Source organism: Bacillus sp. XT-2 (genome assembly GCF_025696525.1).
Classification (GTDB): domain Bacteria; phylum Bacillota; class Bacilli; order Bacillales; family Bacillaceae; genus Bacillus; species Bacillus halotolerans.
On record NZ_JAHVOC010000004.1, the window covers coordinates 211,576 to 237,946 of the forward strand.

24 protein-coding genes and 1 pseudogene are annotated in these 26,371 nt (G+C 45.2%); 9 read left to right on the forward strand and 16 right to left on the reverse strand.

Annotated elements, in window-relative coordinates; genetic code table 11:
* Positions 1 to 217: 217 nt before the first annotated feature.
* On the forward strand, positions 218 to 1,363 hold the full coding sequence (aprE, locus tag KXD37_RS13075) for a subtilisin AprE (RefSeq protein ID WP_095713695.1): 1,146 nt from the start codon (positions 218 to 220) through the stop codon (positions 1,361 to 1,363).
* Between the two features lie 40 nt (positions 1,364 to 1,403).
* Here the strand turns inward: aprE and KXD37_RS13080 are convergent, their stop codons facing one another.
* A complete protein-coding gene (locus tag KXD37_RS13080; protein WP_188323662.1) occupies positions 1,404 to 2,696 on the reverse strand; it encodes a M48 family metallopeptidase in 1,293 nt (430 codons plus the stop codon).
* A gap of 142 nt (positions 2,697 to 2,838) precedes the next feature.
* On the opposite strand from KXD37_RS13080, the gene KXD37_RS13085 reads away from it, so the two are divergent.
* Positions 2,839 to 3,234, forward strand: coding sequence for a hypothetical protein (locus tag KXD37_RS13085; RefSeq protein ID WP_024120804.1), 396 nt, complete (start codon positions 2,839 to 2,841; stop codon positions 3,232 to 3,234).
* A 41-nt stretch (positions 3,235 to 3,275) separates the two neighbouring features.
* Here the strand turns inward: KXD37_RS13085 and KXD37_RS13090 are convergent, their stop codons facing one another.
* The 4 genes from KXD37_RS13090 to KXD37_RS13105 all read right to left on the reverse strand — a co-directional run bounded on the left by KXD37_RS13090 (position 3,276) and on the right by KXD37_RS13105 (position 7,385).
* Positions 3,276 to 4,817, reverse strand: a complete 1,542-nt coding sequence (locus tag KXD37_RS13090) for a fatty acid--CoA ligase family protein (protein WP_127695544.1) — start codon at positions 4,815 to 4,817, stop codon at positions 3,276 to 3,278.
* 117 nt (positions 4,818 to 4,934) lie between these two features.
* Entirely contained in the window at positions 4,935 to 5,579 is a 645-nt protein-coding gene (locus KXD37_RS13095; RefSeq protein WP_101860868.1) for an SDR family oxidoreductase, read from the reverse strand.
* A 63-nt stretch (positions 5,580 to 5,642) separates the two neighbouring features.
* Entirely contained in the window at positions 5,643 to 6,638 is a 996-nt protein-coding gene (gene lplJ / locus KXD37_RS13100) for a lipoate--protein ligase LplJ (RefSeq protein WP_101863799.1), read from the reverse strand.
* A gap of 12 nt (positions 6,639 to 6,650) precedes the next feature.
* Positions 6,651 to 7,385: an MBL fold metallo-hydrolase gene (locus KXD37_RS13105; protein ID WP_095713699.1), complete on the reverse strand. Its 735-nt coding sequence runs from the start codon at positions 7,383 to 7,385 to the stop codon at positions 6,651 to 6,653.
* A gap of 157 nt (positions 7,386 to 7,542) precedes the next feature.
* On the opposite strand from KXD37_RS13105, the gene yhfH reads away from it, so the two are divergent.
* Both yhfH and gltT read left to right on the forward strand, forming a co-directional pair.
* The gene (yhfH, locus tag KXD37_RS13110; protein WP_024120799.1) at positions 7,543 to 7,677 is read left to right on the forward strand and encodes a protein YhfH; all 135 of its coding nucleotides are present in this window, start codon (positions 7,543 to 7,545) and stop codon (positions 7,675 to 7,677) included.
* A gap of 270 nt (positions 7,678 to 7,947) precedes the next feature.
* The gene (gene gltT, locus KXD37_RS13115) at positions 7,948 to 9,237 is read left to right on the forward strand and encodes a glutamate/proton symporter GltT (protein ID WP_024120798.1); all 1,290 of its coding nucleotides are present in this window, start codon (positions 7,948 to 7,950) and stop codon (positions 9,235 to 9,237) included.
* A gap of 41 nt (positions 9,238 to 9,278) precedes the next feature.
* Here the strand turns inward: gltT and KXD37_RS13120 are convergent, their stop codons facing one another.
* The 4 genes from KXD37_RS13120 to KXD37_RS13135 form a co-directional block, all read right to left on the reverse strand.
* A complete protein-coding gene (locus KXD37_RS13120) occupies positions 9,279 to 9,686 on the reverse strand; it encodes an ASCH domain-containing protein (RefSeq protein WP_101860869.1) in 408 nt (135 codons plus the stop codon).
* 14 nt (positions 9,687 to 9,700) lie between these two features.
* Positions 9,701 to 10,741 (reverse strand): M42 family metallopeptidase, encoded by a 1,041-nt coding sequence (locus KXD37_RS13125; RefSeq protein WP_263463610.1) that lies wholly within the window; start codon positions 10,739 to 10,741, stop codon positions 9,701 to 9,703.
* Between the two features lie 133 nt (positions 10,742 to 10,874).
* Positions 10,875 to 11,057, reverse strand: a complete 183-nt coding sequence (locus KXD37_RS13130; protein WP_081638270.1) for a hypothetical protein — start codon at positions 11,055 to 11,057, stop codon at positions 10,875 to 10,877.
* 91 nt (positions 11,058 to 11,148) lie between these two features.
* Positions 11,149 to 11,925: a YhfC family intramembrane metalloprotease gene (locus KXD37_RS13135; RefSeq protein WP_106020613.1), complete on the reverse strand. Its 777-nt coding sequence runs from the start codon at positions 11,923 to 11,925 to the stop codon at positions 11,149 to 11,151.
* Positions 11,926 to 12,046: 121 nt separating this feature from the next.
* Here KXD37_RS13135 and fabHB point away from each other — a divergent pair, with 121 nt between their 5' ends.
* Complete coding sequence (gene fabHB / locus KXD37_RS13140) at positions 12,047 to 13,024, forward strand: beta-ketoacyl-ACP synthase III FabHB (protein ID WP_106020614.1); 978 nt, start codon at positions 12,047 to 12,049, stop codon at positions 13,022 to 13,024.
* 42 nt (positions 13,025 to 13,066) lie between these two features.
* Here fabHB and KXD37_RS13145 read toward each other — a convergent pair whose 3' ends face one another.
* The 6 genes from KXD37_RS13145 to KXD37_RS13170 form a co-directional block, all read right to left on the reverse strand.
* Positions 13,067 to 15,394 carry a YhgE/Pip domain-containing protein gene (locus tag KXD37_RS13145; protein ID WP_263463611.1) on the reverse strand — a complete coding sequence of 776 codons (2,328 nt, stop codon included), beginning with the start codon at positions 15,392 to 15,394 and terminating at the stop codon, positions 13,067 to 13,069.
* 70 nt (positions 15,395 to 15,464) lie between these two features.
* A complete protein-coding gene (locus KXD37_RS13150) occupies positions 15,465 to 16,040 on the reverse strand; it encodes a TetR/AcrR family transcriptional regulator (protein ID WP_010333611.1) in 576 nt (191 codons plus the stop codon).
* A 151-nt stretch (positions 16,041 to 16,191) separates the two neighbouring features.
* Positions 16,192 to 17,604 carry a protoporphyrinogen oxidase gene (gene hemY, locus KXD37_RS13155; RefSeq protein ID WP_101863793.1) on the reverse strand — a complete coding sequence of 471 codons (1,413 nt, stop codon included), beginning with the start codon at positions 17,602 to 17,604 and terminating at the stop codon, positions 16,192 to 16,194.
* Positions 17,605 to 17,618: 14 nt separating this feature from the next.
* Positions 17,619 to 18,551 (reverse strand): ferrochelatase, encoded by a 933-nt coding sequence (gene hemH / locus KXD37_RS13160; RefSeq protein ID WP_106020617.1) that lies wholly within the window; start codon positions 18,549 to 18,551, stop codon positions 17,619 to 17,621.
* A gap of 74 nt (positions 18,552 to 18,625) precedes the next feature.
* Positions 18,626 to 19,687, reverse strand: a complete 1,062-nt coding sequence (hemE, locus tag KXD37_RS13165; RefSeq protein WP_106022384.1) for a uroporphyrinogen decarboxylase — start codon at positions 19,685 to 19,687, stop codon at positions 18,626 to 18,628.
* Positions 19,688 to 19,807: 120 nt separating this feature from the next.
* Complete coding sequence (locus tag KXD37_RS13170; protein ID WP_101860874.1) at positions 19,808 to 21,952, reverse strand: transglycosylase domain-containing protein; 2,145 nt, start codon at positions 21,950 to 21,952, stop codon at positions 19,808 to 19,810.
* Between the two features lie 121 nt (positions 21,953 to 22,073).
* Here KXD37_RS13170 and hmoB point away from each other — a divergent pair, with 121 nt between their 5' ends.
* The 4 genes and pseudogenes from hmoB (at position 22,074) to KXD37_RS13190 (ending at position 25,631) form a co-directional block, all read left to right on the forward strand.
* Positions 22,074 to 22,574, forward strand: coding sequence for a heme-degrading oxygenase HmoB (gene hmoB / locus KXD37_RS13175; protein ID WP_024120788.1), 501 nt, complete (start codon positions 22,074 to 22,076; stop codon positions 22,572 to 22,574).
* A gap of 50 nt (positions 22,575 to 22,624) precedes the next feature.
* Positions 22,625 to 22,895 (forward strand): annotated as a pseudogene (locus tag KXD37_RS13180) (hypothetical protein).
* Between the two features lie 84 nt (positions 22,896 to 22,979).
* A complete protein-coding gene (locus KXD37_RS13185; protein ID WP_151174882.1) occupies positions 22,980 to 24,368 on the forward strand; it encodes a hypothetical protein in 1,389 nt (462 codons plus the stop codon).
* 72 nt (positions 24,369 to 24,440) lie between these two features.
* Entirely contained in the window at positions 24,441 to 25,631 is a 1,191-nt protein-coding gene (locus KXD37_RS13190) for a M20 family metallopeptidase (RefSeq protein ID WP_188323658.1), read from the forward strand.
* A gap of 16 nt (positions 25,632 to 25,647) precedes the next feature.
* Here KXD37_RS13190 and KXD37_RS13195 read toward each other — a convergent pair whose 3' ends face one another.
* Positions 25,648 to 26,355: an EcsC family protein gene (locus tag KXD37_RS13195; protein WP_024120784.1), complete on the reverse strand. Its 708-nt coding sequence runs from the start codon at positions 26,353 to 26,355 to the stop codon at positions 25,648 to 25,650.
* Positions 26,356 to 26,371 lie beyond the last annotated feature (16 nt).

The window sequence follows — 26,371 nt, forward strand, 5'->3', positions numbered from 1 at the left end:
ACATAATGATTATTTACTCATGTCTATTTTCGTTCTTTTCTGTATGAATGCAGTTATTTCGAGTCTCTATAGAAATAACGAGAGATGATATACCTAAATAGAAATAAAACAATCTCAAAAAAATGGGTCTACTAAAATAGTATCCAATCTATTACAATAAATTCACAGAATAGTCTATTAATAGGCTGCTCTGAAATTGTAAAGGAGAGGGTAAAGAGTGAGAAGCAAAAAATTGTGGATCAGCTTGTTGTTTGCGTTCACGCTAATCTTCACGATGGCATTCAGCAACATGTCTGCACAGGCTGCCGGAAAAAACAGTGAAGAAAAGAAGTACATTGTCGGGTTTAAACAGACAATGGGAGCTATGAGCACCGCCAAGAAAAAAGATGTTATTTCTGAAAAAGGCGGGAAAGTTCAAAAGCAATTTAAGTATGTAAATGCAGCCACAGCAACATTGGATGAAAAAGCTGTAAAAGAACTGAAAAAAGATCCGAGTGTTGCTTACGTGGAAGAAGATCATGTTGCACATGAATATGCGCAATCTGTTCCTTACGGCATTTCTCAAATTAAAGCGCCGGCTCTTCACTCTCAAGGCTACACAGGCTCTAATGTAAAAGTAGCTGTCATCGACAGCGGAATTGACTCTTCTCATCCTGACTTAAACGTTCGAGGCGGAGCAAGCTTCGTGCCTTCTGAAACAAACCCATACCAAGACGGCAGTTCTCACGGCACGCATGTAGCCGGTACTGTTGCCGCTCTTAATAACACAATTGGTGTTCTGGGCGTAGCGCCTAGCGCATCATTATATGCAGTAAAAGTGCTTGATTCTACAGGAAGCGGCCAATACAGCTGGATTATTAACGGTATTGAATGGGCGATTTCTAACAACATGGATGTCATCAACATGAGTCTTGGCGGACCTACTGGGTCTACAGCGTTGAAAACAGTAGTCGATAAAGCGGTTGCAAGCGGTATCGTCGTTGTTGCCGCAGCCGGAAACGAAGGAAGTTCAGGAAGCACAAGCACAGTCGGCTACCCTGCAAAATATCCTTCTACTATTGCAGTAGGCGCAGTAAACAGCAGCAACCAAAGAGCTTCTTTCTCAAGCGCAGGTTCTGAGCTTGACGTTATGGCTCCAGGCGTGTCGATCCAAAGCACACTTCCTGGCGGCACATACGGCTCTTACAACGGAACCTCAATGGCGACACCTCACGTTGCCGGAGCAGCGGCTTTAATCCTTTCTAAACATCCGACTTGGTCAAATGCGCAAGTCCGTGATCGTTTAGAAAGCACTGCGACAAACCTTGGCAGCTCTTTCTACTATGGAAAAGGGTTAATCAACGTTCAAGCAGCTGCACAATAAGATAAAAGAGAAGCAGGTCACTCCATACCTGCTTCTTTTTTTATTGGTCGTCCCCCTGTTCTGAGGCCGGGTGTTCTGAGGTATTTTCTTCGGTTTCCGCATGTTGAATCCGTTCCATGATCGAAGGATGGCTCCCTCTGAAAAGTTTCACGAGAAAAGGCGGATCAACCTGGCTCAGCCCCGTAACAGCCAAATCCTGAAACGTTCTGACTGCGGCTTCGCTGTCCCCTGTCAGCTCAATCCCATATTGGTCAGCCTTATTCTCCTGATAGCGGGAAACAGCATTAGAAAAAGGCGTAACAGCAAAGCTCAAAACAGATACGATAAGCAATAACAGCGGCAATGCCGCAAGATCACGCCGGCTCTCTACATGAAACAGATTGCGTGCAAGCCGTACCCCCCGCTTGTAAAGCTTATCAACCATATAAAATCCCGCTAGCGACACGATTAAATAGCCAGCCAATCCGATATACACGTGCTTCATGACATAATGGCCCATTTCGTGCCCCATAATAAAGAGAATTTCTGAATCGTCGAGTTTATTCAGCGTCGTATCCCATAGAACAATCCGCTTATTAGCCCCAATTCCTGTCACATAGGCATTAAGCGCGTTTGTTTTCTCTGACATATTCACTTCATACACATGATCAGCCGGAATATCGGCTTCTTCAGCCAGTGCTAAAATTTTGCTTTCCAGCTCTTTGTTTTTCAGCGGATAAAAATCGTTGTATAAAGGATCAATAATCACCGGCTGAATAAAAAACAGAAACAGCGAAAACGGCACTGTTAACAGCCAGGCGTAAAACCACCATTTTTTTTCATGCTTTTTGATCAGCCAATAAAACACCAGCACGCAAAGCGTAAAGATCGGAAAACTGATCCAAAAATCAATGACTTGATCTTTAGCCCAGCTGGAGGCTGTCTGCGTCGAAATATTGTAATCAAGCGATACCTGATAGCCTATCCAATCCAAAGGCAGCGTCACCAGAGCCGTGATCAGCGAAAGCACAAACACAAAACCGATGATCTGCAAAAAACGAAAACGCACAGCCGCTTCCATCCATTGCTTGATTTTCTTTGAAACACCGCTGGTCAGCAATACAAAAAACAGAAACCAATCAAGAGGAATACTGATAAAAAATAAAAAGTTCTTCACATCAGAATACTGTTCGGCGACAGCCAATTGAGACGGCTTCATGAAAGAAGCCGGGTCAGCCTGTGTTCCTTTCACGGCCTCCGGGACAGCGGAATCGCCGGACATAAAGAAATACCAATAGAAAAAAAGCCCATACAGCACATATGCAAGCCCTGCACCCGCAATCCACTTGCGCATAACGCCTCACTCCTCACATCTAGACCCATTACTTCTATTGTAATCATAAATTCAATTTCTTAGAACCAAGCTGTGAGTTCGGACTTTTTCGCATGGAATCGCCCTTTGCTGGAGAAACTAGCAAATGTTTGGAGTGATGCAGATGAAAAAAATAGTAGCAGCCATCGTTGTTATCGGTCTTGTGTTTATTGCATTTTTCTACCTTTACAGCCGGTCAGGCGATGTATATCAATCGGTTGATGCGGAATTGATCACCCTGTCTTCAGACGGGCGGGAAAAGATTGAAATCGAAAAAAGACAGCACGTCAAAGATATGCTGGACATTATGAATCAGGGAAAGCAGCTGAAAACCGAAAAAACATCAGCTCCTGATTACGAAGGCACGATTAAATTTCATAAAGACAGATTTGACTCATTCAGATTATGGATTGACGACAGCCAGCAGGCCATTTTTTTGAAAGACGGCACGTATTACAAATTAACGCGAAACGATACCAAAGCGCTGCAAACTATCATTAAAAAAGAAGCAAAGGATTAACAATGAAAAAAGCGAAGCCCACTGGCTTCGCTTTTTTCACATTAATGAGGCAGCATATCTTTGAGCGCCCGTCTGAGCATTTTGCCTGTCGCATTTTTCGGAATCTCATCAAGAAAGATGATCTCGGCAGGCCGTTTGTATTTTGCCAGATGCTTTTCACAATGCGCCATCATTTCTTCTTCTGTGACACCAGACCGTTTCGGTACGACATATCCCTTTACCGCTTCGCCGCTTTCAGCATCAGGCACGCCGATGACAACAGCCTCCTTTACGTCCGGGTGGCTGTACAGGACCTCTTCCACTTCACGCGGATACACATTGTAGCCGCCTACAATAATCATGTCTTTTTTCCGGTCAACAATGTAAAAATAACCGTCCTCATCCCGCCTTGCCAGGTCTCCCGTATAAAGCCATCCGTCCTTTAAAGCGTGCTCCGTTTCCATCGGCATATTATAATAGCCCTTCATCACATTGGGCCCTTTTACGATCAATTCGCCCACCTGGTGATCAGGGACCTCTCGGCCGAGCGGATCGACGACCTTGTTTTCGACATGCAAAATACTTGTCCCGATGGAGCCTGGTTTTCTCCCTCTGTCAAACGGGTTAAAGCATGTGACAGGCGATGCTTCCGAAAGCCCGTAGCCCTCCAAAATGGTGACGCCGAATTTCTCTTCAAATGCCGTAAGCAGCGCGACCGGCATGGCCGCACCACCCGAGATGCATAGGCGAATAGAAGAAAAATCATCTGCCTTGCCTTCTTCATGCTGGAATAAATAGTTATACATCGTAGGCACGCCGGCAAAAATCGTTGCCTGCCGCTGCTTTACAAGCTTAAAAACAGATGCGGGGCTGAACTGCGGTTCAATCAGCACGCATGCGCCGCTCATCAGCGGAGCGTTCATGCAGACAGTTAAGCAAAAAACATGAAACATCGGAAGAGCGCAAACCACATTGTCTTTCTCATCCATTCCCAAATACCCGGCGACATCGTTTGCATTGCTGAACAAATTCTGGTGGGTCAGCATCGCGCCTTTCGGTCTTCCCGTTGTTCCTGACGTATATAAAATTACCGCAGTATCATCAGGCACAACCTCTGGATGGCGTGCAGCACCGGGTGTCGGACGCAACATTTTTGTAAACGTTGTCATTTTCATTCTGACCTCAGGATCTGAAGCTTCCAGCTCAGTTTCTCCTGTCCGGCATAAAATGACGAGTTCGACCTTTGGCAAAGATTCGTGCATGCTTTCATAAATCGGCAAAAGCTGATCTACTCCTACGATTGCTTTGACATCGCCGTTTGTCAGCATATAGCCGATTTCTGTCGGCGTGTACGTCGGATTGATCGGCACCACCACAATACCGGCCTTTAATGCGCCGAAAAATGCGATGACAAAATCAGGCGAATTGCCAAGCAGCAAAGCAAGGTGATCCCCTTTTTCCATACCCGCTTCCTGAAGGCCGTCCGCAAAACGCTGAATATTGTCATTCAGATCCTTGTAAGTAATCACTTGATCCCTAAACCTGCATGCGATGCTGTCCGGCTTCTCAGATGCTGTCTCTTCTAATTTTGAAACCAGATTCATTCTCCCACCCCTTAAAGTGAATGAGTAGTCATTCATTATTGAAGATAAGCTTTCCTTTTCATTATAGAGAAACACAAAAAAACACTCAAGAGCAAAAAGCCCCGAGTGTCAGTAGTGTTATAGATTCTTCAAAGCTTCGGCAATCGGTGTATCTCCTTCAGTGAGATCAAAAGCCCGATTTTCCGTGTTGGTTTCATCTAAAGAGGCAATGACTGCTGCCGCAACGTCATCACGTGATATATCACCCCGCTCTAGATCTGGGGCTGCGGAAACCGTTCCTGTTCCCGGTTCATTGCGAAGGCCTCCCGGACGTATAATCGTATAGGCTAAGCCGCTGGATTCCAGAATTTTATCAGCATAATGCTTGGCCACGTAATAAGGTTTAAGTGCCTCATTCCAATTTTCACGGCGGTGGGCCTGCAGGGCGCTGACCATAATAAAACGTTTGATTCCCGCGATTTCCGCAGCCTCTATTGCTTTTGCCGCTCCGTCAAGATCCACCAGCAGCGTTTTATCATAGCCTGTGCTCCCGCCGGAACCCGCCGTAAAAATAATCGCGTCACAGCCTTTTGCCGCAGCTGCGATTTCTTCCGGGCTTCCTTCTAGATTTGCTAGCACAGCTTCCGCGCCGGCCGCTTCCAAAGATGCTTTCTGTTCTTCTTTTCTGACCATCGCTCTGACGGAATGATCAGCATTCTCTTTGAATAAAGAAACAAGTCTTTGTCCGATTTGTCCGTTCGCTCCGATTAAAAACACTTTCATGTGAATCCCTCCTGCCTCCATTATTTCAAAACACAAATTTCCTTTCAAACAATGTGTTTTACATTAATAAATCAGATCAAGAAAATCTTCTTTCGTAATGTTCCCAAAATAATGCTTCAGATTCACATCAGCCAGCGCATCAGCGATCACACTGCGCTCATATTGCTTTCCAATCAGCAGGTTTTCGATTTCCGACACATCGCCCACACCGAAGAAATCGCCGAAAATTTTGCAGTCTTCAATTTTCCCTTTTTTTACTTCCAAACGCAAATCAATGGACCCGACCGGATAACGCTTTGAATGGTTCAGGTTAAATTTAGGTGAGCGGCCGTAGTTCCAGTCCCAATTTTGATAGCGTTCTTCCGAGATTTTGCGAATGACTTCCCAATCTTTTTCAGTCAGCTTATACTCCGGCACATCTTGAATGTGATTTGTATTGAAAATATGTTTGAGCAAATGACTGCGGAAATCTTCGGTCGTCATTTTATCATCAAGAAACTCACTGATGTTTGCCACACGGCTTCTGATTGATTTGATGCCCTTTGATTCAATTTTATCCTTTTTGACTTTTAAAGCGGACACAACATGATCAATGGCTGAATCAAACATGAGGGTGCCATGGCTGAAGATGCGGCCTCTTGTGGCAAATTGGGCGTTACCTGATATTTTGCGGCCATCTACCACAATATCATTCCGGCCGCTTAATTCCGCTTCAACTCCGAGCTGATGTAGCGCTTGAATCACCGGCTCAGTGAATTTTTTGAAGTTATGAAAGCTTTCACCGTCATCCTTCGTGATAAAGCTGAAATTTAAATTCCCTAAATCATGATACACAGCCCCGCCGCCAGATAAACGGCGGACGACGATAATTCCGTTTTCCTCTACATACTTTGTATTGATTTCTTCTATTGTATTTTGGTTTTTTCCGATGATGATAGACGGCTGATTCACGTAAAAAAGCAAATACGGCTGTTCAGGGTCTAAATATTTAAGGCAATACTCCTCGATAGCAAGATTGATCCGCGGATCATTGATATTTTGATTGTCAATAAATAACATCGTGCTCCTCCTTTATCCTTCCCACACAAAACCAGATTTCGCAATGTTCACTTTCCCGTTAAAAACGGTCTTGGCTTCTTTGCGAAGGTTGTCATGCACGCCGAAATGAGGCAGATGGGTCAGCAGCAGCTCGCCCGCTCCCGCTTCTTCTGCAATTCGCCCTGCTTCCAAGCTGTTCATATGGCCTGCGCTTGTCCCGTCTTGATCAGCATAAAAATTACATTCTGAGATCAATAAATCAGCGTTTTCCGAAAACGGAATAAATGAATCCTGATAGCTGGAATCAGCAGTATACACAACAGTATGGCTGCCGTCAGTAATCCGCATCGCATAACAAGTCACCGGGTGAACCGTTTTTAAAAAGGTGATCGTAAACGGACCGACAGTCAGCTGCTGATCAGGCTGATAGGCAATCCCTTTCGTATGCGTTTTATATGTAAGCTTTTGAAACTGTTCTATATCAGCATCATGTCCGTAAATCGGAAGCGAGTGCTCTCCTTTGCCGAGGAATGATCCGACTTGCTTCGCAAATTGCAGCGGCCCGATGTCCGCAATATGGTCATGGTGATAATGAGACAGAACCACCGCGTCCAGCTTTTCCGCCGGGACATATCCAAACAGCTTAGATAACACGGCACTTCCGCAGTCCACTAACAATGAAAAATCCCCCGATTGAAACAAGTAACCCGACGTCGCTTCATTTGCGGCCGGAAAACCGCCGTAGCATCCGATAACTGTAACTTTCATAATGTCCTCCTTCTTTTCAAAGAAAATTGATCCTCCTTCAATATACCCATTTTTCTAAAAAAAAGCATGTTTTAAACATTGTATCAAAACAGATGTTGAATTTTACTTTCTGTTATATTACAATGAAAACATTACAAAGGGGAAAGAGGGATTGGTTATGCTAGGGAAAATTACTGAATTTTTTAGAAACCTGCCTTCGAAAAAGTGCGCGGAATGCGGAAAAAAGATTGATGAGCAGCATGAGTGTTATGGTAATATTTGCAACGACTGTATAAAAGTAAGCGATATGTAAAGAGGCGAAAATCTCACGCATACAGTGTGAGATTTTCTTATTCTTCTAACTTCTCTTTATATTGAAATAATAATCAGGTTGGGTCAAAGCTCACCTGTTTTTAGATAATTCTGGTGATTCACTTGATATTTTTGAATATTCTATATTTTCAAAATATAATTTACTATAGACGAACCTATTTCTTATCTATTATAATTTGATCTAATAGTGAGATTAAATATATGTCTATTCATGATATATGTTGATACTTTGTTTTTTGGGAGGTAATCTATGAAAAGAATTAGGTTTGGATTAGCCACGCAAATATTCGTTGGACTTATTCTAGGTGTTATTGCTGGCGTTATTTGGTACGGCAACCCAGCACTGCCTACTTATCTGCAGCCAATCGGGGATCTCTTTTTACGCTTAATCAAAATGATAGTGATTCCTATTGTTGTCTCCAGTTTAATCATCGGTGTAGCCGGAGCTGGAAATGGAAAGCAAGTTGGTAAATTAGGCTTCAGAACAATTCTGTACTTTGAGATCATTACGACCTTTGCCATCATTCTCGGACTAGCCCTTGCAAACATCTTCCACCCGGGTACAGGAGTTAATATACACGAAGCTCAAAAAACAGACATCAGTCAATATGTTGAAACAGAAAAAGAACAAAGCAATAAATCAGTGGCAGAGACATTCCTGCACATTGTGCCGACAAACTTCTTCCAATCCTTGGTCGAAGGGGATCTTCTTGCCATCATCTTCTTTACCGTACTATTTGCATTGGGAATTTCCGCGATCGGTGAAAGAGGCAAGCCAGTATTAGCCTTTTTTGAAGGCGTTTCCCATTCGATGTTCCATGTGGTAAACCTTGTGATGAAAGTAGCGCCATTCGGGGTTTTTGCTCTAATCGGAGTTACTGTCTCTAAATTCGGACTCGGTTCTCTTCTATCTCTCGGAAAGCTTGTCGGATTGGTATATGTCGCACTGGCTTTCTTCTTAATTGTCATTTTTGGGATTGTCGGAAAAATTGCCGGTATCAGCATCTTCAAATTCCTGGCTTACATGAAGGACGAAATTTTATTGGCGTTCAGTACGTCCAGCTCTGAAACCGTTCTTCCGCGCATCATGGAAAAAATGGAGAAAATCGGCTGTCCGAAAGGTATTGTGTCTTTCGTTATCCCGATTGGATATACGTTTAACTTAGACGGCTCCGTTCTCTATCAATCTATTGCAGCGCTGTTTCTTGCACAAGTATACGGCATTGATTTAACAATTTGGCACCAAATTACGCTTGTATTAGTTTTGATGGTGACATCTAAAGGAATGGCTGCCGTTCCGGGAACTTCTTTTGTCGTCTTGCTTGCAACACTGGGCACGATCGGTGTTCCGGCAGAAGGACTTGCCTTTATTGCCGGTGTAGACCGCATTATGGACATGGCACGTACAGTTGTAAACCTGACTGGTAACGCACTTGCTGCTGTTGTAATGTCTAAATGGGAAGGCATGTTTAATCCTGCAAAAGCGGAAGCTGTCATGAGCCAATCTAAAGCAGATCAAAACGCAACCATTTCCGGTTAATCAAAAAGCCTGCGGGGTTCTCAACGCCCCGCAGGCTTTTTTTAATCTTGGACAAGCTCAAACAGCTCTGTAATCAAAACAGTGTCCTCATTCAGTTCCATTTCGCCATTTTTGATCAGATCCGCCCAAGCTCTTCGATGATCCTCTTGAAATTCATCAATTCGGTCTCCGTTGCCCTCTCCTTTGACTAACCTCATATCAGGCGCTCCAAATGTCGTTTCAAACACATCTGTCACTTTTATATTGCATCTCGGATGATCATGTTTATCATAAACGGTTACAAGCTGTCCCGCTGTTTGATATACATCACTCAGTTCATCTTTTGAATATAATGATTTCGGCGCGCAGGTGGCCGTTTTTTCTCCAGCAAGGATTTGCTGGATCAGCTGTTCTCCAAGACCTTCATCGCCTTCCCAGCCGAAAGTGCTTTTCAGTTCATAGATTTTCATTTGTTTTCTCCCTCTTATACCATCGGTGATTGCACATAATAATACAGGAGCTTCGCTGTATGGCGGAGAGAAGACTTATGCGTTCGCTCAAAAGCGTGCGAAGCGTCAATTCCCGGCCCGATCAGGCCGTGCACAATATCATGCCCGGATTTGATCGCTGCTGAGGCGTCCGACCCGTAATACGGGTAAATATCAAGCTTATAGTCAATATGGTGCTTTTCAGCTAAATCGACCAAATGCTTTCTCAGCTGATAATGATACGGACCGCTCGAATCCTTCACACAAATCGAAACCGAATATTCGTCTGTCGCCTGACCGTCGCCGATAGCCCCCATATCCACCGCCAAGTATTCAACAGTTTCAGCAGGAATATTAGAGTTTCCGCCATATCCGATTTCTTCATTATTAGAAATCAGAAAATGAGTCGTATACGGCAGTTCAATTTCTTCTGTTTGAATTTGATGGATTAAGCGAAGCAACAAGGCCACACTTGCTTTGTCATCTAAATGGCGTGATTTAATGAATCCGCTGGATGTGATCTCAACACGGGGATCAAACGAAACAAAATCTCCGACGCCAATGCCAAGCTCTTCCGTATCCTTACGGCAGTGTACAGGCTCATCCAGGCGGATTTCCATATTCTCTTGATTGCGCTCCGCTTTTCCCGCGTCTTTGTACACGTGCACAGACGTTTGATGCATTAAAATGGTGCCCGTATACGTTTTCCCTGAAGCCGTTTCAATTTGGCAATACTCCCCTTCGATCGAGTTATAGCGGAAACCGCCGATCAAATCGATTTTCAGCCGGCCGTCTGCTTTAATTTCTTTCATCATCGCGCCCAAGGTGTCAACGTGCGCCGTCAGCATTCGGTGACGGGATGTATCGCGGCCCGGAAGCGTGGCGATCAAACCGCCCTTATGGTTCAGAACCGTTTCGACCTTCCATTCTTTTAAAAGGTTTTCAACGTATTTGATCACCTCATATGTATTCCCTGTCGGACTTGGAATAGAAACGAGTTCTTTAATCAGCTCCATCGTTTTACGAACGGACGTCATAGGACATTCCTCCTTTTATTTTCTATTTAAAATATACTCTTTTCCTGATAGACCCGTCCAATCTTTTCCTATCAATCTAGCATATGCTGTAGAGAGCATGGGAAGAGGAGGGATATCTATGTGCTGTCGTCATTCACATGAACGGAAACATCATTGTAATTTTTGGTTTGATGATTTTTGGTTCTTTGACGAGTGGTTCGATAAGGATTTCCACGACCATTGCAAGAAAGAGAAAGAATGCCATGACCCTTGCGAGAAAAAGAAGAAAAAGAAAAGACATTGCTCTTGCAAAAAACGCTGCCACTCTTGCTGTCATTGCTAAGGACTGAGTCAGAAATATTCTGATACCCCATGCCTAAACGAATATTTCATTTTTCCAAGCGGGCTGTTACTGCTGCTTGGATTTTTTATTGAAACAGCCTTTTTGCCTTTACAATCCAAACCACTGATGCCGCGGCTATCACAGCAACGATGAGTTCAACAGCCGCCGCATGTTCTATCACTCCTTTTTGGTATAAAACCGCCGGTACATTAAACAGCCCGTGTAAGAGAATCGAATACAGCAAAAACAGCGGCCGGCGGCTTTTAACCGCATACAGCACAAATAGTGACAGACCGATTTGAACAGAGATGGCGCTGATTCTTTCAATTCCGCCGAGCAGCCATTCATACGAAGGTGTATTCAGCAGCTGCGCCTGAATCGGCATAAGTGCCTGCTTCACATCTTGATTAATCAAAAGCTGTTCAAAAGTGCCGCTATTGATCGCAAAAGCGTACACGATAAGCGTAATGCTGGACAAGCCGGTTATTAGTATCGCCTCCAGACCGCCGTGGCCCGCTCCGAAGGCCAGACCGTCCGCCCAAGAAAGACGGCGCTTCATAAAGAAACGCATCATGATATACCTTCCGCACTCCTCAAAAATCCCGGCCATCAAGCATCCGTAAATGGCATACCAGACTGGATGCTTCATCACTTCTTTCGTCGTTTCATTCATTTGCAGAACATAAACATGAACGCCGCCCTCCAACAGCTGAGCAAAGACAAAAAACGTAAGAGCGCCAATAAAAAACACCTTAATCGGAGCATGATACTTTCGCCTAAACCATATCATCAATCCGATCGGCAACAAAAACGCAATAACCCCGGAAATAATCATAGAGGCTATCGCTCCTTGACTGACCATTTTTTTCCTCCTTTTCTGGTTTTCTACTGACAGTTTCTCTTTTTTTATCAAAAATCCTCTTTTTAGTACCAGATACTAATATCTAGTGTTATAATCTGATAATAAAAGGAGTTGTGTTATTATGTCAAAAGCAAACATTACAGCAATCGGCACCTATGCGCCGACCCGGCGTTTAACCAATGCGGATCTGGAAAAAATCGTAGATACGTCTGATGAATGGATTGTTCAGCGCACAGGAATGAGAGAACGGCGGATTGCCGATGAGCAGCAGTTCACTTCAGACCTATGCATTGAAGCAGTCAAAGATCTCAAGAGCCGTTACGAAGGAACACTTGAAGATGTGGATATGATTCTCGTCGCCACAACAACAGCAGATTATGCCTTTCCGAGTACGGCTTGCCGGGTGCAGGAATATTTCGGCTGGGAGAACACCGGCGCGTTAGATATCAATGCGACATGCGCAGGACTGACATACGGTCTCCATTTGGCAAACGGATTGATTACATCCGGGCTTCATCAAAAAATTCTCGTCATCGCCGGAGAAACATTGTCAAAAGTGACTGATTATACAGATCGAACGACATGCGTTCTGTTCGGCGATGCTGCGGGCGCACTATTGGTTGAACGAACTGAAGAGGCACCGGGATTCCTCGCCTCCGTCCAAGGAACATATGGAAAAGGTGCAGATATTTTGTATAGGGCCGGACTGCGGAGCGAACTCAACGGCATGCCGCTTGCGGATTCCGGGAAAATGGTCCAAAACGGACGCGAAGTGTATAAGTGGGCCGCAAGAACCATTCCCCGTGAATTTGAACATCTTTTACACAAAGCAGGGCTCAGCCGTGATGATCTTGATTGGTTTGTTCCCCACAGCGCCAACTTGCGCATGATCGAATCGATTTGTGAAAAAACACCGTTTCCGATTGAACAAACACTCACCAGTGTCGAATACTACGGAAATACATCCTCAGTCTCTATTGTTTTGGCCCTTGATCTGGCAGTGAAAGCCGGGAAGCTGAAAAAAGACCAAACCCTGATGCTTTTCGGATTCGGCGGAGGATTAACGTATACCGGACTTCTGATTAAATGGGGATGTTAAATCAAAAAAGACCTTGTTTCCTGAGAAACAAGGTCTTTTTCATTAGGAAGCCGGCTGTTCTTCTGAAGTGTCTTCCTTCCGGCTTAAGATCGTAAAGTAGGTAATGCTCAGCGCGATCATGACTAGAGCAATGCCGATTAAGACACCGGCCATCTGCCACATGTAGCCGAAATCTCCGTTTGAAATCACCGCTCTGAACCCGTTTATGCTGTAGGTCATCGGCAGCGCGCCATGGATCACCTGATAGAAATTCGGAAGCAATTCTAATGGGAAGGTTCCTCCGCTGGCCCCGAGCTGCAGCACTAAAATAATGACTGCAATAAACCGGCCCGGATTGCCCATCGTCGTGGCCAAAAATTGAATCATCGCAAGGAAAGCGAGACTCGTAATGATCGTAAACACGTAAAACCTCCACGTGCTCTCAACCTCGAGACCAATTCCCAGAAGCAAGACCGTCGCCACAATCAGCGATTGAATGATTCCAACGAGCATCATGACATTAAATTTACTGAAGAACCACTCAAATCCGTTTCTCGGACGGCCTGATGCTTCTTTCAGCGGGAATACGACCGTCAGCATAATGCCGCCGACATACAAGCCCATTGATAGGATATAAGGCGTCAGCCCTGTTCCGTAGTTAGGGACGGAATGAATCGCGTCGTCATTAGTTTTGACCGGATCCGCAAACATACCGTATGTTTTATCATCAGCGCTGATATCCCCTGTTTGATCAGCCGCATCATTCAGCTTATTAGACAGCTGTCCTGTGCCGTCCAATAGCTTGCCTAAACCTGTATCAAGCGATTCAGATCCCTCAGCGAGTTTTGATGATCCATTTTGAACTTGTTTAGAACCGTCTAACAGTTTCAGTAAGCCGCCCGACACTTGGCTGCCGCCTGTCACCAATTGTTCTGAGCCCGCTTTTGCTTTTGCAAACTGTTTATTGTATTCTCCAATACCGGCTGTCAGTTTATTTTGGCTATCTGTGATCTGCTGTGAACCGTTGTATATCTTCTCGGTTCCTTCAGTTAATTTGTCAATTGCATCTTGCGTCGCTTTTGCACCGTTATAAAGCTTAGATGTAGCTTCCGGCATTGCTTTCAGCTGTGCCGCCTGCTCTTTTACATCTTCCAGAGAAGCTTTAATCGTTGAAATGTCAGGAAGCTGATCCACTGAAGGGAGCCGGCTAATGATTTGATCAAAATCAGGCGCATCTACTTGCGGAAGCTTCTTCTCAACAGAATTGATCAGCTGGCTTTTTTGCTCCGCTGTTAAGAACTCGCTTGAATTGATCACATTTTTAAATGCCTGATCACGGTTTTTCAAGCTGTTTTCAAACTCTGTCAGCTGCTTTTTAAATTCATTCATGGCAGTTTCAGATTTTTCAAGGTTGCTGACAGCTGTTTCAAGCTGTGTCAAATCGACTGCGTTTATGACCTTCTCTGCTTTTTCTACTTTCTGAGAAGCCTCTGCGGCCTTTGTATTAAGCTGATCCAGCCCGTTTGTAATCTTTGGAAAGTCCTGCTGCAATGTCTGCTGGCCGGCAAGAAGTTCATTCAGCTTGCCTGTCAGCTCACTTGACCCCGCGGCAATTTTTCCTGAATTTTCATAAATGGTATTGCTGCTGTCCTGGAATTTGCCGAGCGAGCTGTCAAGCGATTGAATGCCGCTTGTTACTTTAGCTGCTCCTTCTGCAAGCTGCGCCGTTTTGTCGCTGATTGTCGCAGTGCTTTCTGTCAGCTTCTCCAGATTTTCTTTCAGCTTGGCGCTTCCGTTTTTTGCGTCCTTAGTGCCGTCATCAATTTTTTTCGCTCCGCTGCTCGCGTCGCTGAGACCTTTGGCAATATCTTTAAAGTTATCAAAAATCACTTTCGTATATTGCTCGGTCACTTCTTTAGAAACAGAAGCTTTCAGTTTATCAATCGCTTTTTCGCCAATCGTTGCTCCTACATAGTTTGAACCGGCATTCGTATGGTATTTCAAATCCAGTTTTTTCGGATTTTTGTCCATTACAGTGCTGGCGTTTTTAGAAAAGTCTTCTGGAATCTCGACTACTAAATAGTATTTTTGATTTAATAAGTCCTTTAACGATTGGTCGAGATCAGTGGAAAAATGCCAGTCAAAGCTTTTATTATCCTTTAATTCTTTTACCAGATCATCACCGATTTGTAGCTTTTCTCCCTCATATGTCGTTCCTTTATCCTGGTTGACGACAACGACAGGCAGCTGGTCAACTGTGCCGTACGGGTCCCAATAGGCCTTTAAGAAAACACCGCTGTAAATAAGCGGGACAAACAAAATGGCGATGATGGGAATCAATAATTTTTTACTCGTTACGATGTCTTTCCATTGACTTCGTATTGTGTTCATCCTGATGCCTCCATTCTAAAACTGACTCATCATGAAAAATGGTCATTTTCTTGTAAAGAGAAAGGATTATCTAGTTGGCTGACAATCCTTTGACAACATACAACTCAAGCAGTTCCGCAATCGTTTCTTTATCAAGCGGGGGATGCTGTTTTTCCCAATCAAAAATGAGCGCGATATAAAGCTTCAACATGACAAAAGCCGTCAGCTCAGGATCACACGGCTTGATATCTCCGTTTTCGACACCCTCTTCTATCTTATTTTTAATATAAGAAAGAATGGAACGCTCCATTTTCTGAATCACGTCCTGAACTGCCATTGTACCAATCTCAGCATTTTCTTGAAAAATTTTAATCGTCAGCTGATGTGTTTTCCTGAATTCAAGAATGGCAAACAGCGCTCTGTGAACATTTTCATGGAACGGGAGATCAGGCTCCATCGCTTCGTCAGCTTTTTGCTTCATTTCTTTTAATAACGTAGAGAAAATATCATCAAACAGCTCTTCTTTATTTTTGAAAAACGTATAGATGGTTCCTTTTCCCACGTTCGCAAGCTTCGCCACCAAATCCATTGTCGTCGCTTTATAGCCAAACTGTGTGAAAGACTTTGTGGCAGCCTCCAAAATGAGCTTTTTTCGATCTATTGACATTGTATATCACCTCAAAACTGACCATTTGAACATTTTAGTCAATAAGTACATATGCAAATGTATCATACCATGCTGAACAATTCAAACATTTTTTACACAATATTGCCATCATCTAGACACAAAAAACCTCCGTACCGGGTACGGAGGTTTTTTAGTCGAATAAATATTTCAGCGCGTCTGACACAGCTGCTTTTCCTTGATCGATACAGTCCGGGATTCCAACACCCTCGAAGGATGCGCCAGTCATGTACACACCAGGATATGAGGAAGCCAGCGCTTCACGGAGCTCATTGATACGGCGTTTATGGCCGACATGGTACTGAGGCATGCTTTCATGCCAGCGCGTGACACATGTCATTTCCGGCTCACCGTTGATTTTCATTACTTTCTTTAGGTCTTCCAGCACAATGTTGATAATGTCGTTATCTGAGAGGTCGACGATGGATTCGTCTCCGGCTTTTCCGACATATGCCCGAAGCAGTGTTTTGCCTTCCGGCGCTGCGTGCGGCCATTTTTTGTTCGTCCACGTACAAGCTGTGATCGCGAAATCACTGTTTCTTGAGATGACAAAGCCCGTGCCCTCATGCTCCATTTGGACGGCGCCTTCCGGGAAGCCCAAGGCGACATTCGCCACAGATGTGGAATGCATGTTTTTCAGATTTGCAACAGCCGGCAAATCTGAAAGCATTCCCGCGGCAGCTTTATGCGGTGCTGTTACAATCACTGATTCGGCATCAAGTGATACGCCGTTATCAAGATCAAGCGAGTAGCCCGTGCCCTCTCGGCTAATCTTGGTAACCTTTGTGCCTTTGTATACCTTTGTCAGCTTTAGTTGATTTTCAATCTCTTCGACAAGCGTCTGCAGGCCTGTTGTCAGCGTCTGAAACTGCCCTTGTTTTTTGGCTGTCAGCTGCTGGCCGGAACCTTGAGGTCTTGTTTTTTTCATCCCAAGGATCAGGCTTCTGTGCTTTTGTTCCGTCTGATAGAATTGCGGGAATGTTGACATCAGGCTGAGTTTGTCGATATCACCTGCATAGATGCCTGATAAAAGCGGCTCGATTAAATTCTCGACAACTTCATCCCCGACACGTCTGCGGAAAAATTCTCCCAGTGACTGATCCTCTTTTGATTTACTTGCGGGCAGGATGAAATCCATTGCAGCTCGCGCCTTCCCTGACAGAGAAAACAGCCCCGTTGACACGAACGGCGCGATTTTTGTCGGTATTCCCATTACAGCCCCCTTCGGCATCGGATGCAAAGTGCGGTTGACAAGCACGTAAGATTGTCCGGTCGCATTGTTCACAAGCAGATGGTCAAGACCTAAGTCTTTGACAAGCTGCGGAGCGCTTTTTTTCCGTTCCAGGAATGAATCAGGCCCTCTTTCGATGATATAGCCGTCCTTCTTGACTGTCTGGATTTTTCCGCCTACTCTCGGACTTGCCTCAATAAGCGTCAGCTCAAGCGGCAAATCTTTGTCTCTGATTTCTTTTTCCATGTAGAAGGCGGCGGCCAAACCGGTAATGCCGCCGCCGATGATGACTACATGTTTTTTGCCGTCACTCATGTTCATCGCCTTCTTTAACGTCCTAATTTTTTCAAAACGACTGTTGCTAAAGCATCAATAAATGCCGGCTTAGCGTTTGGCATTTCCGGCCGGTAATAGCTGGCGCCGATATCGTCAGTCACCACTTTGCATTCATAATCGTTGTCATAAAGCACTTCTAGATGGTCCGCGACAAATCCGACAGGCGCATATACAAATGCTTGATAGCCTTTTTGTTCAAATAAATCACGTGTCAGATCTTGCACGTCAGGTCCGAGCCACGGATCAGGCGTGTTGCCTTCACTTTGCCAGCCGACAGCGTATTCAGATACGCCTGCGCCTTCAGCGATCAGCTTTGCGGATTCATGAAGCTGATCCGGGTACGGATCTCCGTACTCTTTAATTTTTTCCGGAAGGCTGTGCGCAGAAACGATGAGCATCGCGTTTTCTCTTTCTTCCTTCGGCATTGACGCGTACGTGTCCTTCACTTGGTCAACCCAATATTTCACAAACTTCGGTTCATCGTACCAGCTTTCGACAGACGTAATTGTTAAGCCGCCGAGTTTTTCAGCCTCTTCTTTCGCACGTTTGTTGTAAGACTGCACGCTGAATGTGGAGAAGTGCGGTGCCAATACAAGGCTGACCGCCTCTGTAATGCCGTCCTTATGCATCTCTGCCACAGCGTCTTCAATAAACGGCTCGATATGCTTCAGCCCGATATACGCTTTAAACGTAATCTCATCCTGAATCTCGTTTAAGTGCTGTTCAAGCTTATAAGCCTGTTCTTCTGTGATTTTGGCAAGCGGCGAAATGCCCCCGATTGCTTCATATCTGTCTTTCAGATCCTGAAGCATTTCAGGCTCAGGCTTTCTGCCTCTTCTGATATGTGTATAATAACGCTCTATATCTTCTTCTTTGTAAGGCGTGCCGTACGCCATAATGAGAAGCCCCATTTTCTTTTTACCCACTGTTTACACCCTCTTTAGATGATCTATCACAAAACAATTTTGACAGGCTTTTATCCTGATACCAAAAAATATGCTCAGGAGTATTGGCCTATTTTCTTTGATTGAGAATATTCATGTACAAATGCAGTCAGCTTTTTCAGCACTTCCGGACTGACATCAGGAAATACACCGTGCCCGAGGTTAAAAATGAAGCTGTCCGATTTTAAGCCTTGATCAAGAATCTCTTTCGTTCTCTTCTCGATCACTTCCCAAGGAGCAAGCAAAATGGACGGGTCCAGGTTGCCTTGCACCGTTTTGGTGATGCCTTTTGATCTGGCTTCATCAATGCCGAGTCTCCAATCGAGCCCCACAACATCGAGAGGCAGGTCATGCCAATCCGTTGCTAAATGGCTGGCACCTACACCAAACATGATAAGCGGCACATTTTCCGATGCCAGCTCAGAAAAAATTCGGTTCATCACCGGTTTGATGTACGTTCTGTAATCCGCTTGATTCAGCGCGCCAACCCATGAATCAAAGATTTGAATGGCTTTTGCGCCCGCCTTAATTTGCGCTTTCGCGTACACGATAATCATGTCGGCAAGCTTTGTCATCAGCAGGTTCCAGGCATCCGGCATGCTGTACATAAAGGCTTTTGTTTTATTGTAGTTTTTCGAAGGCCCGCCTTCGATCATATAGCTGGCAAGCGTAAAAGGCGCACCAGAGAAACCGATTAGCGGGACGTCAAGCTGTTCATTGACAAGCAGTTTGATCGTTTCGAGCACATACGGCACGTCCTGTTCCGGCTCAAGCTTGCCGAGCTTTTCAATGTCCTGCAGTGAACGAATCGGCTGATCAATCACCGGCCCGATTCCATTTTTAATTTCAACATCCACACCGATCGACGGAAGCGGCGTCATAATATCTTTATAAAGGATTGCAGCATCGACTCCGTATTGCTCGACCGGAAGTCTTGTGACGTACGCACACAATTCGGGCTGATGTGTAATTTCGAACAATCCGTATTTTTCCTTCAGCTTACGGTATTCCGGCTGTGAGCGCCCGGCTTGTCTCATGTACCAAACAGGCGTGTGATCCGCTTTTTCTCCCCGCGCAGCTTTTAAAAACGTCTCGTTAAACGTTTCTCGTTTCCTCATCTGATTTCCACCTTTCATACTGCAACCATACGTTCGTGTTCCTTGACCATTACACTATACCTCGTTTTGGGCAAATGGTATAGAAATGCGGCTCAAAGTTCAAAAAATCGCCGAATTCCATTAAGAGGAAAACAGTTTCGGCTGAACGTAATCGGTTCCTTCTCCTTCTTTTTTTGTCTGTGTATTATAAGGCACCACTTTATAGGAAGCGCCCGAAAACAAATTGGCATATGGGATCTCATAGCTTCCCTTTCCTTCAACAGAATCAAGAAGCGTTTCCTTGCCGTCCTTATTTACATAAATTCTGTACACTGCCCGATCATCCTCTTGCGCATCCCATTTTAATTCAATCGTAAACAGCCCCGCTGCCCTAAATGTATAGTCAGCCGTCAGCGTTTTGACAGGCTCAAGCTCAATTGGGCTTTCAAGTTCTTTTACTTTTTTAGGCTTCGCAAACGCAGAACCCGTTTCGCCAGCCTGTGTCAAAATATCCTTAAACATTCTGGTCGGATATGCGCTTCCGCCTTTTAAGTAATGGTTTTGATCTGTTTTGTCATAGCCCATCCAGACAGCTCCCGTTATGTTCGGCGTATAGCCTGCAAACCAGGCATCCTTTGTTGCGCCGGAAACGCCTGTATATGAAGTAGAACCGGTTTTCCCGGCAAGATCGCCGTGATAGGTGCCGGACGTTGCTGTTCCCTTCTTAACCACCTGCTGAAGCATTCTCGTCATGTTCCAAGACGTCTGTTTGCTGAATACTCGTTTTCCTTCTTCTTTATGATCGGCTATTGTTTCCCCGTCTTCATCTGTTATGTTTGAAATAAAGTACGGCTCGGTGTATGTTCCATTCGCGGCAAACGTATGAAAAGCGCCGGCAAGCTGGAGGGGTGATACGCCTTTTTCCAAACCGCCGAGAGCCAGAGCAAGCCCTTCATCCGGTATATCAATGCCGTTTGCCTTCAAATAAGATTTCCCCGTTTCCACACCGATCTCATTCAGCGTCCACACTGCAGGCGCGTTTTTGCTGTAAGTGATGGCATCAGACATCGTGACTTCCCCTTCATAACGGCCGTCATAGTTTTTCGGTGTGTAATCTCCGTAGGATTGTAATTCATCCTTTAACAGAGAGTACGGCTTAAATTTCTTTTCCTGCATCGCAGGTCCGTATACGGCCAGCGGCTTAAACGTTGACCCCGGCTGGCGCACAGCTGTCACACGATTATATCCTTTAGCCGTGTAATCTCTTCCGCCGATCGCTGCTTCCACACCGCCTGTTTTATTGTTGATAAAGACTGCGCTTCCTTCAGCATCTTGATCTGTTCCGGGATAATAGCTGCCTTCCTTCATGACTTGATATGCCGTTTTTTGCAGTTTTGAATCAAGCGGCACCTTAATCGTGTACCCGCCTTGAAGCAGCTGCTCTCCGGAAATGGAATACTTGTCCTCCGCTTCTTGGATCACAAGGTCAATATAGCTGTCAAACCAAGGTGTTTCCGACTGTTTTTTCACGTTCAGCCCGAGCGTCCTCCCCTGCGCGCTGACAGCCTCTTTCGCACTGATATAGCCTTGGTCATTCATCATGCCGAGAATCGTATCACGCCGCTCCTTGCTTTTATCAGGATGCAAAACAGGAGAATACGTAGAAGGCGCCTTCGGAATAGCAGCCAAGACCGCGCCTTCTGACACGGTTAAATCTTTAACTTCCTTATTAAAATAATAATGGGATGCAGCTTGAATTCCATAAACCCCGTGTCCGAAGTATAGCTGGTTCAGATACATTTCCAGCAGCTTGTCCTTGCTGTAATCCCGTTCAAGGTTGATCGCTATGATCACTTCTTTCGTTTTTCTTAAAAACGTTTTGTCATGTGTCAGAAAAATATTTTTGGCAAGCTGCTGGGTGATCGTGCTCGCGCCTTCTACTTTTCCTCCTGCTAATATATCGCGGTACACCGCTCTTCCGACAGATTTCACATCGATACCGTGGTGTTCATAAAATCTCTTATCTTCCACTGAGATAAACGCTTCTCTGACCTCTTTCGGAATTTCATTGATAGAGACCGGTTCACGATTTTCTGTATACAGACTTGCGACCTCATCCCCGTTTTGGTCAACAATTTTTGAAGATGCGTGAAGGATCAGCTTCTTTTCATCTATGACATAATGACCGAGAAAAATGATTGAAATATATCCTATTAAAGCGAGAAAAGCAGTTAACACTAAAATAATGATGGGAATGAAAAGTTTCTTTTTCTTTATCTTAAACATGAACTCACCTCGCCTTTCTAAAGGTAGTATGGGAAAAATTGTTTGGATTTATGTTTGAAGCAGTCGCCAATAGAAACTTATACCATTGTTTTGATATACTAGCAAGCAGGAGGTGGCTGATATGAAGGTTTATATTACATATGGGACAGCCGATTTTTTGAAAAACATCGTGCAAAAACATTCCTCGGAAAATATGCTTTTGATGCAGGGACAGGAAAATGCGATTTTAATTCACGAAACAAACGGAGAAACGGTTTTTCAGGCCCCCCATTCCTATGAAGTCATTGACCAAGTCGGGGACATGAAGCATCCCGGTTTCGCAGTATTGAACAATATAGCCGTCACACAGGAAGGACGGCCGCTGTTTGAAAACAGATTTAAAAACAGAGCGGGAAAAGTCGAAAACGAGCCAGGTTTTGAAGCCATTCGTGTCCTGCGTCCGCTTGACAGCGACACGTACGTCATTCTCACCTTGTGGGAAACAGAAAGATCCTTCCAAGACTGGCAGCAGTCAGGCTCATACAAAGAAGCCCACAAAAAACGCGGCACGTCTGCCGGAGTTGACACAACGTCCATTTTCTCCCGGCCTTCGTATGTCACCACATATGTTGCTGTCGAATAGCTGCCGGAATGTCCGGCAGCTTTTTTTATGGCGAAAGGGAGGGAAGCTAGATGAGCCAAGTCTGCGGGTTTAAAGGGCTGACAGAACCGGCATATGATGACCAAGGGAATCACTCCTATGAAATCTGCTCGTGCTGCGGCTTCCAATTCGGATTTGACGATTTTGAAATGACGCGTGAGGACGGTTCATATTCAGAGCCTTTGGAAAGCATAATCGCCTACCGAAAAAACTGGCTTGCTGTACCCGCAGCATCAGCAGCAGGCTAAAAAAGTATTGAAGCACGAGTTGATCGAGCAGCTAAAGCATATCTGTCTTATCTGAAGTAATATCTGCGGTCAGATGCTATCTGTCCCGGCACCTTCCGCCCGCCTATGAATAATCTGTAGGAAGCGGAAGGAGTGATCAATGATGGAAATCGGGATTATGTCTGTTCATGTTCTTTATGTGTTTTTTATTGGAGCGATCATTCTTTTTATGCTGCTGCGAAAAGATACAACCTTTATTTCGTTATTTGGGATTTTCATCATTTCGTTATGGGCCAGCCATTCGCTTTCAGCTTCGGTCAGCAGTTTATTCCACAGCTTCATCTATGCGGCATCTGAGCTGCTTCCTACGATTTTCATCATCTGTTTTATCGTGTCTATGAGTGATGTGTTAACGAAAACAGGGATAAATGAAGCGATGATTTCTCCCTTTGTCCGTCTTGTTAAAGGTCCTGTAATTGCATACTGGCTGATTGGCGGACTGATGTTTGCCATTTCTCTATTCTTCTGGCCTTCGCCGGGTGTCGCTTTAATCGGCGCCGTTCTGCTTCCGGCAGCCGCCCGTGCCGGCCTGCCGCCTATCGCTGCCGCCATGGCAATGAATTTATTCGGGCACGGCTTTGCCCTTTCAGGAGACTTTGTCATTCAGGCAGCGCCAAAACTGACAGCTGATGCAGCAGGCATCCCTGTCGGTGATGTCATCTCAGCAAGCATTCCGCTCGTTTTGATTATGGGCGTGACCACAACAACTGCGGCTTTCTTTATGATTCAGCGTGAACGCAAAAAACAATTGCGGCCCGCTTCTTTTTCCCCGATGTCAGAAGAACATGACACTTCAATGTATTTGCCGAAACGTCTTCGGTCAATGCTGGCTCTTTTGATTCCTCTTGTATTTGCCGCTGATATCGCGTGCATGGTCATATTCAACCTTCAAGGAAATGATGCAACCGCGTTAATTGGCGGATCGGCCATTTGCATCCTGCTGATCGTTCATTTCCTTGTGTATAAACAGAAAGGGCTTGAAAAAATCACTGGATATTTTATCGAGGGGTTTCAATTCGGCTTTAAGGTTTTCGGTCCCGTCATTCCAATTGCCGCTTTCTTTTATCTTGGTGATTCCGGCTATGAGAGCATCTTGGGTACTGAACTCCCTAAACATTCACACGGCATTGTCAATGATCTCGGCATCGCCTTATCCCACGCCATGCCTATGTCTAAGGAGCTTGCCGCCGCAGCCTTGACTGCCGCTGGAGCCGTAACCGGACTCGACGGTTCAGGTTTTTCAGGCATTTCCCTCGCCGGCTCCATCGCCAAGCTCTTTTCATCCGCTCTCCATGCTGATCCAGCCGTCCTGACCGCACTCGGGCAAATATCAGCCATCTGGGTGGGCGGCGGTACACTTATTCCATGGGCGCTCATTCCCGCTGCAGCCATTTGCAAGGTCGATCCATTTGAGCTTGCCAGAAAGAACTTCCTCCCCGTTGTGATCGGACTTTCGGTGACAACCATTGCAGCGATGATCATGCTTTGAAACCCGACCAGTTGAAATATTCAGACTTTTTCTATACAATCATGGAAAAGCTTAGAAAAGGGGGAAGCGGCTTTGTCCATAAAGACGCTGCAAAAAGAGATAAACAAACAGCTCGACAGCTGTTTCGATGAAATGGTGGAAATCAGGCGCCATTTCCATATGTACCCTGAACTGTCCAATCAGGAAGAAAAAACGGCCGCTTTTATTGCTTCCTATTACGAATCGTTAGGAGTCCCGATCCGCACCAAAGTCGGCGGCAATGGAGTTTTGGCTTATATTGAAGGCAGCGAGCCCGGTCCTGCTGTCGCATTGCGGGCCGATTTTGACGCCCTTCCCATCCAGGATGAAAAAGATGTTCCTTACGCCTCCAAAGTGCCCGGTGTCATGCATGCATGCGGCCATGACGCCCATACAGCGGCTCTGCTTGCCGTCGGAAAGGTGCTTTATCAGAACAGGCATGATCTGAAAGGAACATTTATTATGATCCACCAGCACGCTGAGGAGTACGCGCCAGGGGGCGCAAAACCGATGATTGAGGACGGCTGTCTTGAAAACGCAGACGTCATATTCGGCACCCATCTTTGGGCGACTGAGCCGATCGGTACCATTCTCTGCCGCTCCGGTGCCGTAATGGCCGCAGCTGACAGATTTACAATCAGCATTCACGGAAAGGGCGGCCATGGTGCTCACCCCCATGATACAAAAGACGCCGTCCTGATCGGCTCGCAAATCGTTTCCTCGCTGCAGCATATTGTCAGCCGCAAAGTCAATCCGATTCACTCCGCTGTCATATCGACAGGCTCTTTCATGGCTGATAACCCGTTTAATGTGATTGCAGACCATGCAACTCTCATTGGCACAGCTCGTTCGTTTAATGAAAATGTCCGCGACATTCTGGAAAAAGAAATCGAAGCTGTTGTAAAAGGTGTGTGCAGCATGCACGGCGCTTCCTATGACTACAACTATGAACGCGGCTACCCGGCGGTAGTCAATCACCCTGCGGAGACCGACCATCTGGTAAACGTCGCAAAAGCCACAGACGGCGTTCATCAGGTTCTTCAAGGTGAACCGCAAATGGGCGGCGAAGATTTTTCTTATTACTTACAGCATGTCAAAGGAACCTTTTTCTTTACCGGCGCCGCTCCTGAACAGCCTGAACGTATCTTTTCCCACCACCATCCAAAATTTGATATCAATGAAAAAGCGATGCTGACTGCTGCAAAAGTGCTTGTGGGCGCTGCAATCACTTACCATTTATCTTAAAAAAACAGCCGGAGTTTTACTCTCCGGCTGTTTCCTTTAATATTCTCAGATGAAAAACGTGTCTTGCTGTATCTCCAAGCTGAGCAAGCAGTTTATAATTGGCAATTCCGCCGACTGCGGCCCCTACCCCTGGTAAAAGCTGAAAAAGCTTGACGACATCAATATAATCGCGATACTCCTGCTGAAACACTCTCCAGTCAATATCCTTTTTCTCCGTCTCCCAGTTTTCAATGACCGAAAAAAGTGATTTGCGGCAGTCATCACTTGAAAAAGCAAGCTGAAATACAAGAAGTAAAAACATCCTTTCTTCTGCATTCTTCACATCAAAACCGTATATCGAGGACAAAGTGAATAAACATTTCATCTTAATGGAAAGCAGCAGCGGGAAATCGGCAATACCTAAAAAGATGCCGCCCGCCCCGGTGCCGACTCCTTCAGCAGCCGCCACTTTCTGATAAGAAGCAATCGTTTTTTTCGCAAGCTCGTTTTTTTCACTGAGTGAAAGCGTGCTTGTATCCTTCTTATAAGTGGTGATATTAGATCCTGCCATCGTTGCTTCCACCATTTTTTTCACGCTTTCAGTTACCGCTGCATGAATTTTTTCAGGTATTCGTTCATTCACCTTTGTTTGCACACGCTTTGAGAAGCGTTCAAACATGGAATCCTTTCGCAAAAAATGCATTTTCCATTGAAGAGCTTCCTGCATCAGCAGATTCTCGCTCATTTGACCTACCCCTTTT

Coding starts and splice junctions, on each gene's coding strand:
- fabHB (WP_106020614.1), top strand. CDS start 12,047: ATGTCAAAAGCAAACATTACAGCAATCGGCACCTATGCGCCGACCCGG.
- KXD37_RS13120 (WP_101860869.1), bottom strand. CDS start 9,686: ATGAAAATCTATGAACTGAAAAGCACTTTCGGCTGGGAAGGCGATGAA.
- gltT (WP_024120798.1), top strand. CDS start 7,948: ATGAAAAGAATTAGGTTTGGATTAGCCACGCAAATATTCGTTGGACTT.
- KXD37_RS13145 (WP_263463611.1), bottom strand. CDS start 15,394: ATGAACACAATACGAAGTCAATGGAAAGACATCGTAACGAGTAAAAAA.
- hemE (WP_106022384.1), bottom strand. CDS start 19,687: ATGAGGAAACGAGAAACGTTTAACGAGACGTTTTTAAAAGCTGCGCGG.
- KXD37_RS13170 (WP_101860874.1), bottom strand. CDS start 21,952: ATGTTTAAGATAAAGAAAAAGAAACTTTTCATTCCCATCATTATTTTA.
- yhfH (WP_024120799.1), top strand. CDS start 7,543: ATGCTAGGGAAAATTACTGAATTTTTTAGAAACCTGCCTTCGAAAAAG.
- hmoB (WP_024120788.1), top strand. CDS start 22,074: ATGAAGGTTTATATTACATATGGGACAGCCGATTTTTTGAAAAACATC.
- KXD37_RS13185 (WP_151174882.1), top strand. CDS start 22,980: ATGATGGAAATCGGGATTATGTCTGTTCATGTTCTTTATGTGTTTTTT.
- KXD37_RS13135 (WP_106020613.1), bottom strand. CDS start 11,925: ATGGTCAGTCAAGGAGCGATAGCCTCTATGATTATTTCCGGGGTTATT.
- KXD37_RS13195 (WP_024120784.1), bottom strand. CDS start 26,355: ATGAGCGAGAATCTGCTGATGCAGGAAGCTCTTCAATGGAAAATGCAT.
- KXD37_RS13090 (WP_127695544.1), bottom strand. CDS start 4,817: ATGAATCTGGTTTCAAAATTAGAAGAGACAGCATCTGAGAAGCCGGAC.
- KXD37_RS13125 (WP_263463610.1), bottom strand. CDS start 10,741: ATGACGTCCGTTCGTAAAACGATGGAGCTGATTAAAGAACTCGTTTCT.
- KXD37_RS13095 (WP_101860868.1), bottom strand. CDS start 5,579: ATGAAAGTGTTTTTAATCGGAGCGAACGGACAAATCGGACAAAGACTT.
- hemY (WP_101863793.1), bottom strand. CDS start 17,604: ATGAGTGACGGCAAAAAACATGTAGTCATCATCGGCGGCGGCATTACC.
- lplJ (WP_101863799.1), bottom strand. CDS start 6,638: ATGTTATTTATTGACAATCAAAATATCAATGATCCGCGGATCAATCTT.
- KXD37_RS13150 (WP_010333611.1), bottom strand. CDS start 16,040: ATGTCAATAGATCGAAAAAAGCTCATTTTGGAGGCTGCCACAAAGTCT.
- KXD37_RS13085 (WP_024120804.1), top strand. CDS start 2,839: ATGAAAAAAATAGTAGCAGCCATCGTTGTTATCGGTCTTGTGTTTATT.
- KXD37_RS13130 (WP_081638270.1), bottom strand. CDS start 11,057: ATGACAGCAAGAGTGGCAGCGTTTTTTGCAAGAGCAATGTCTTTTCTT.
- KXD37_RS13080 (WP_188323662.1), bottom strand. CDS start 2,696: ATGCGCAAGTGGATTGCGGGTGCAGGGCTTGCATATGTGCTGTATGGG.
- KXD37_RS13105 (WP_095713699.1), bottom strand. CDS start 7,385: ATGAAAGTTACAGTTATCGGATGCTACGGCGGTTTTCCGGCCGCAAAT.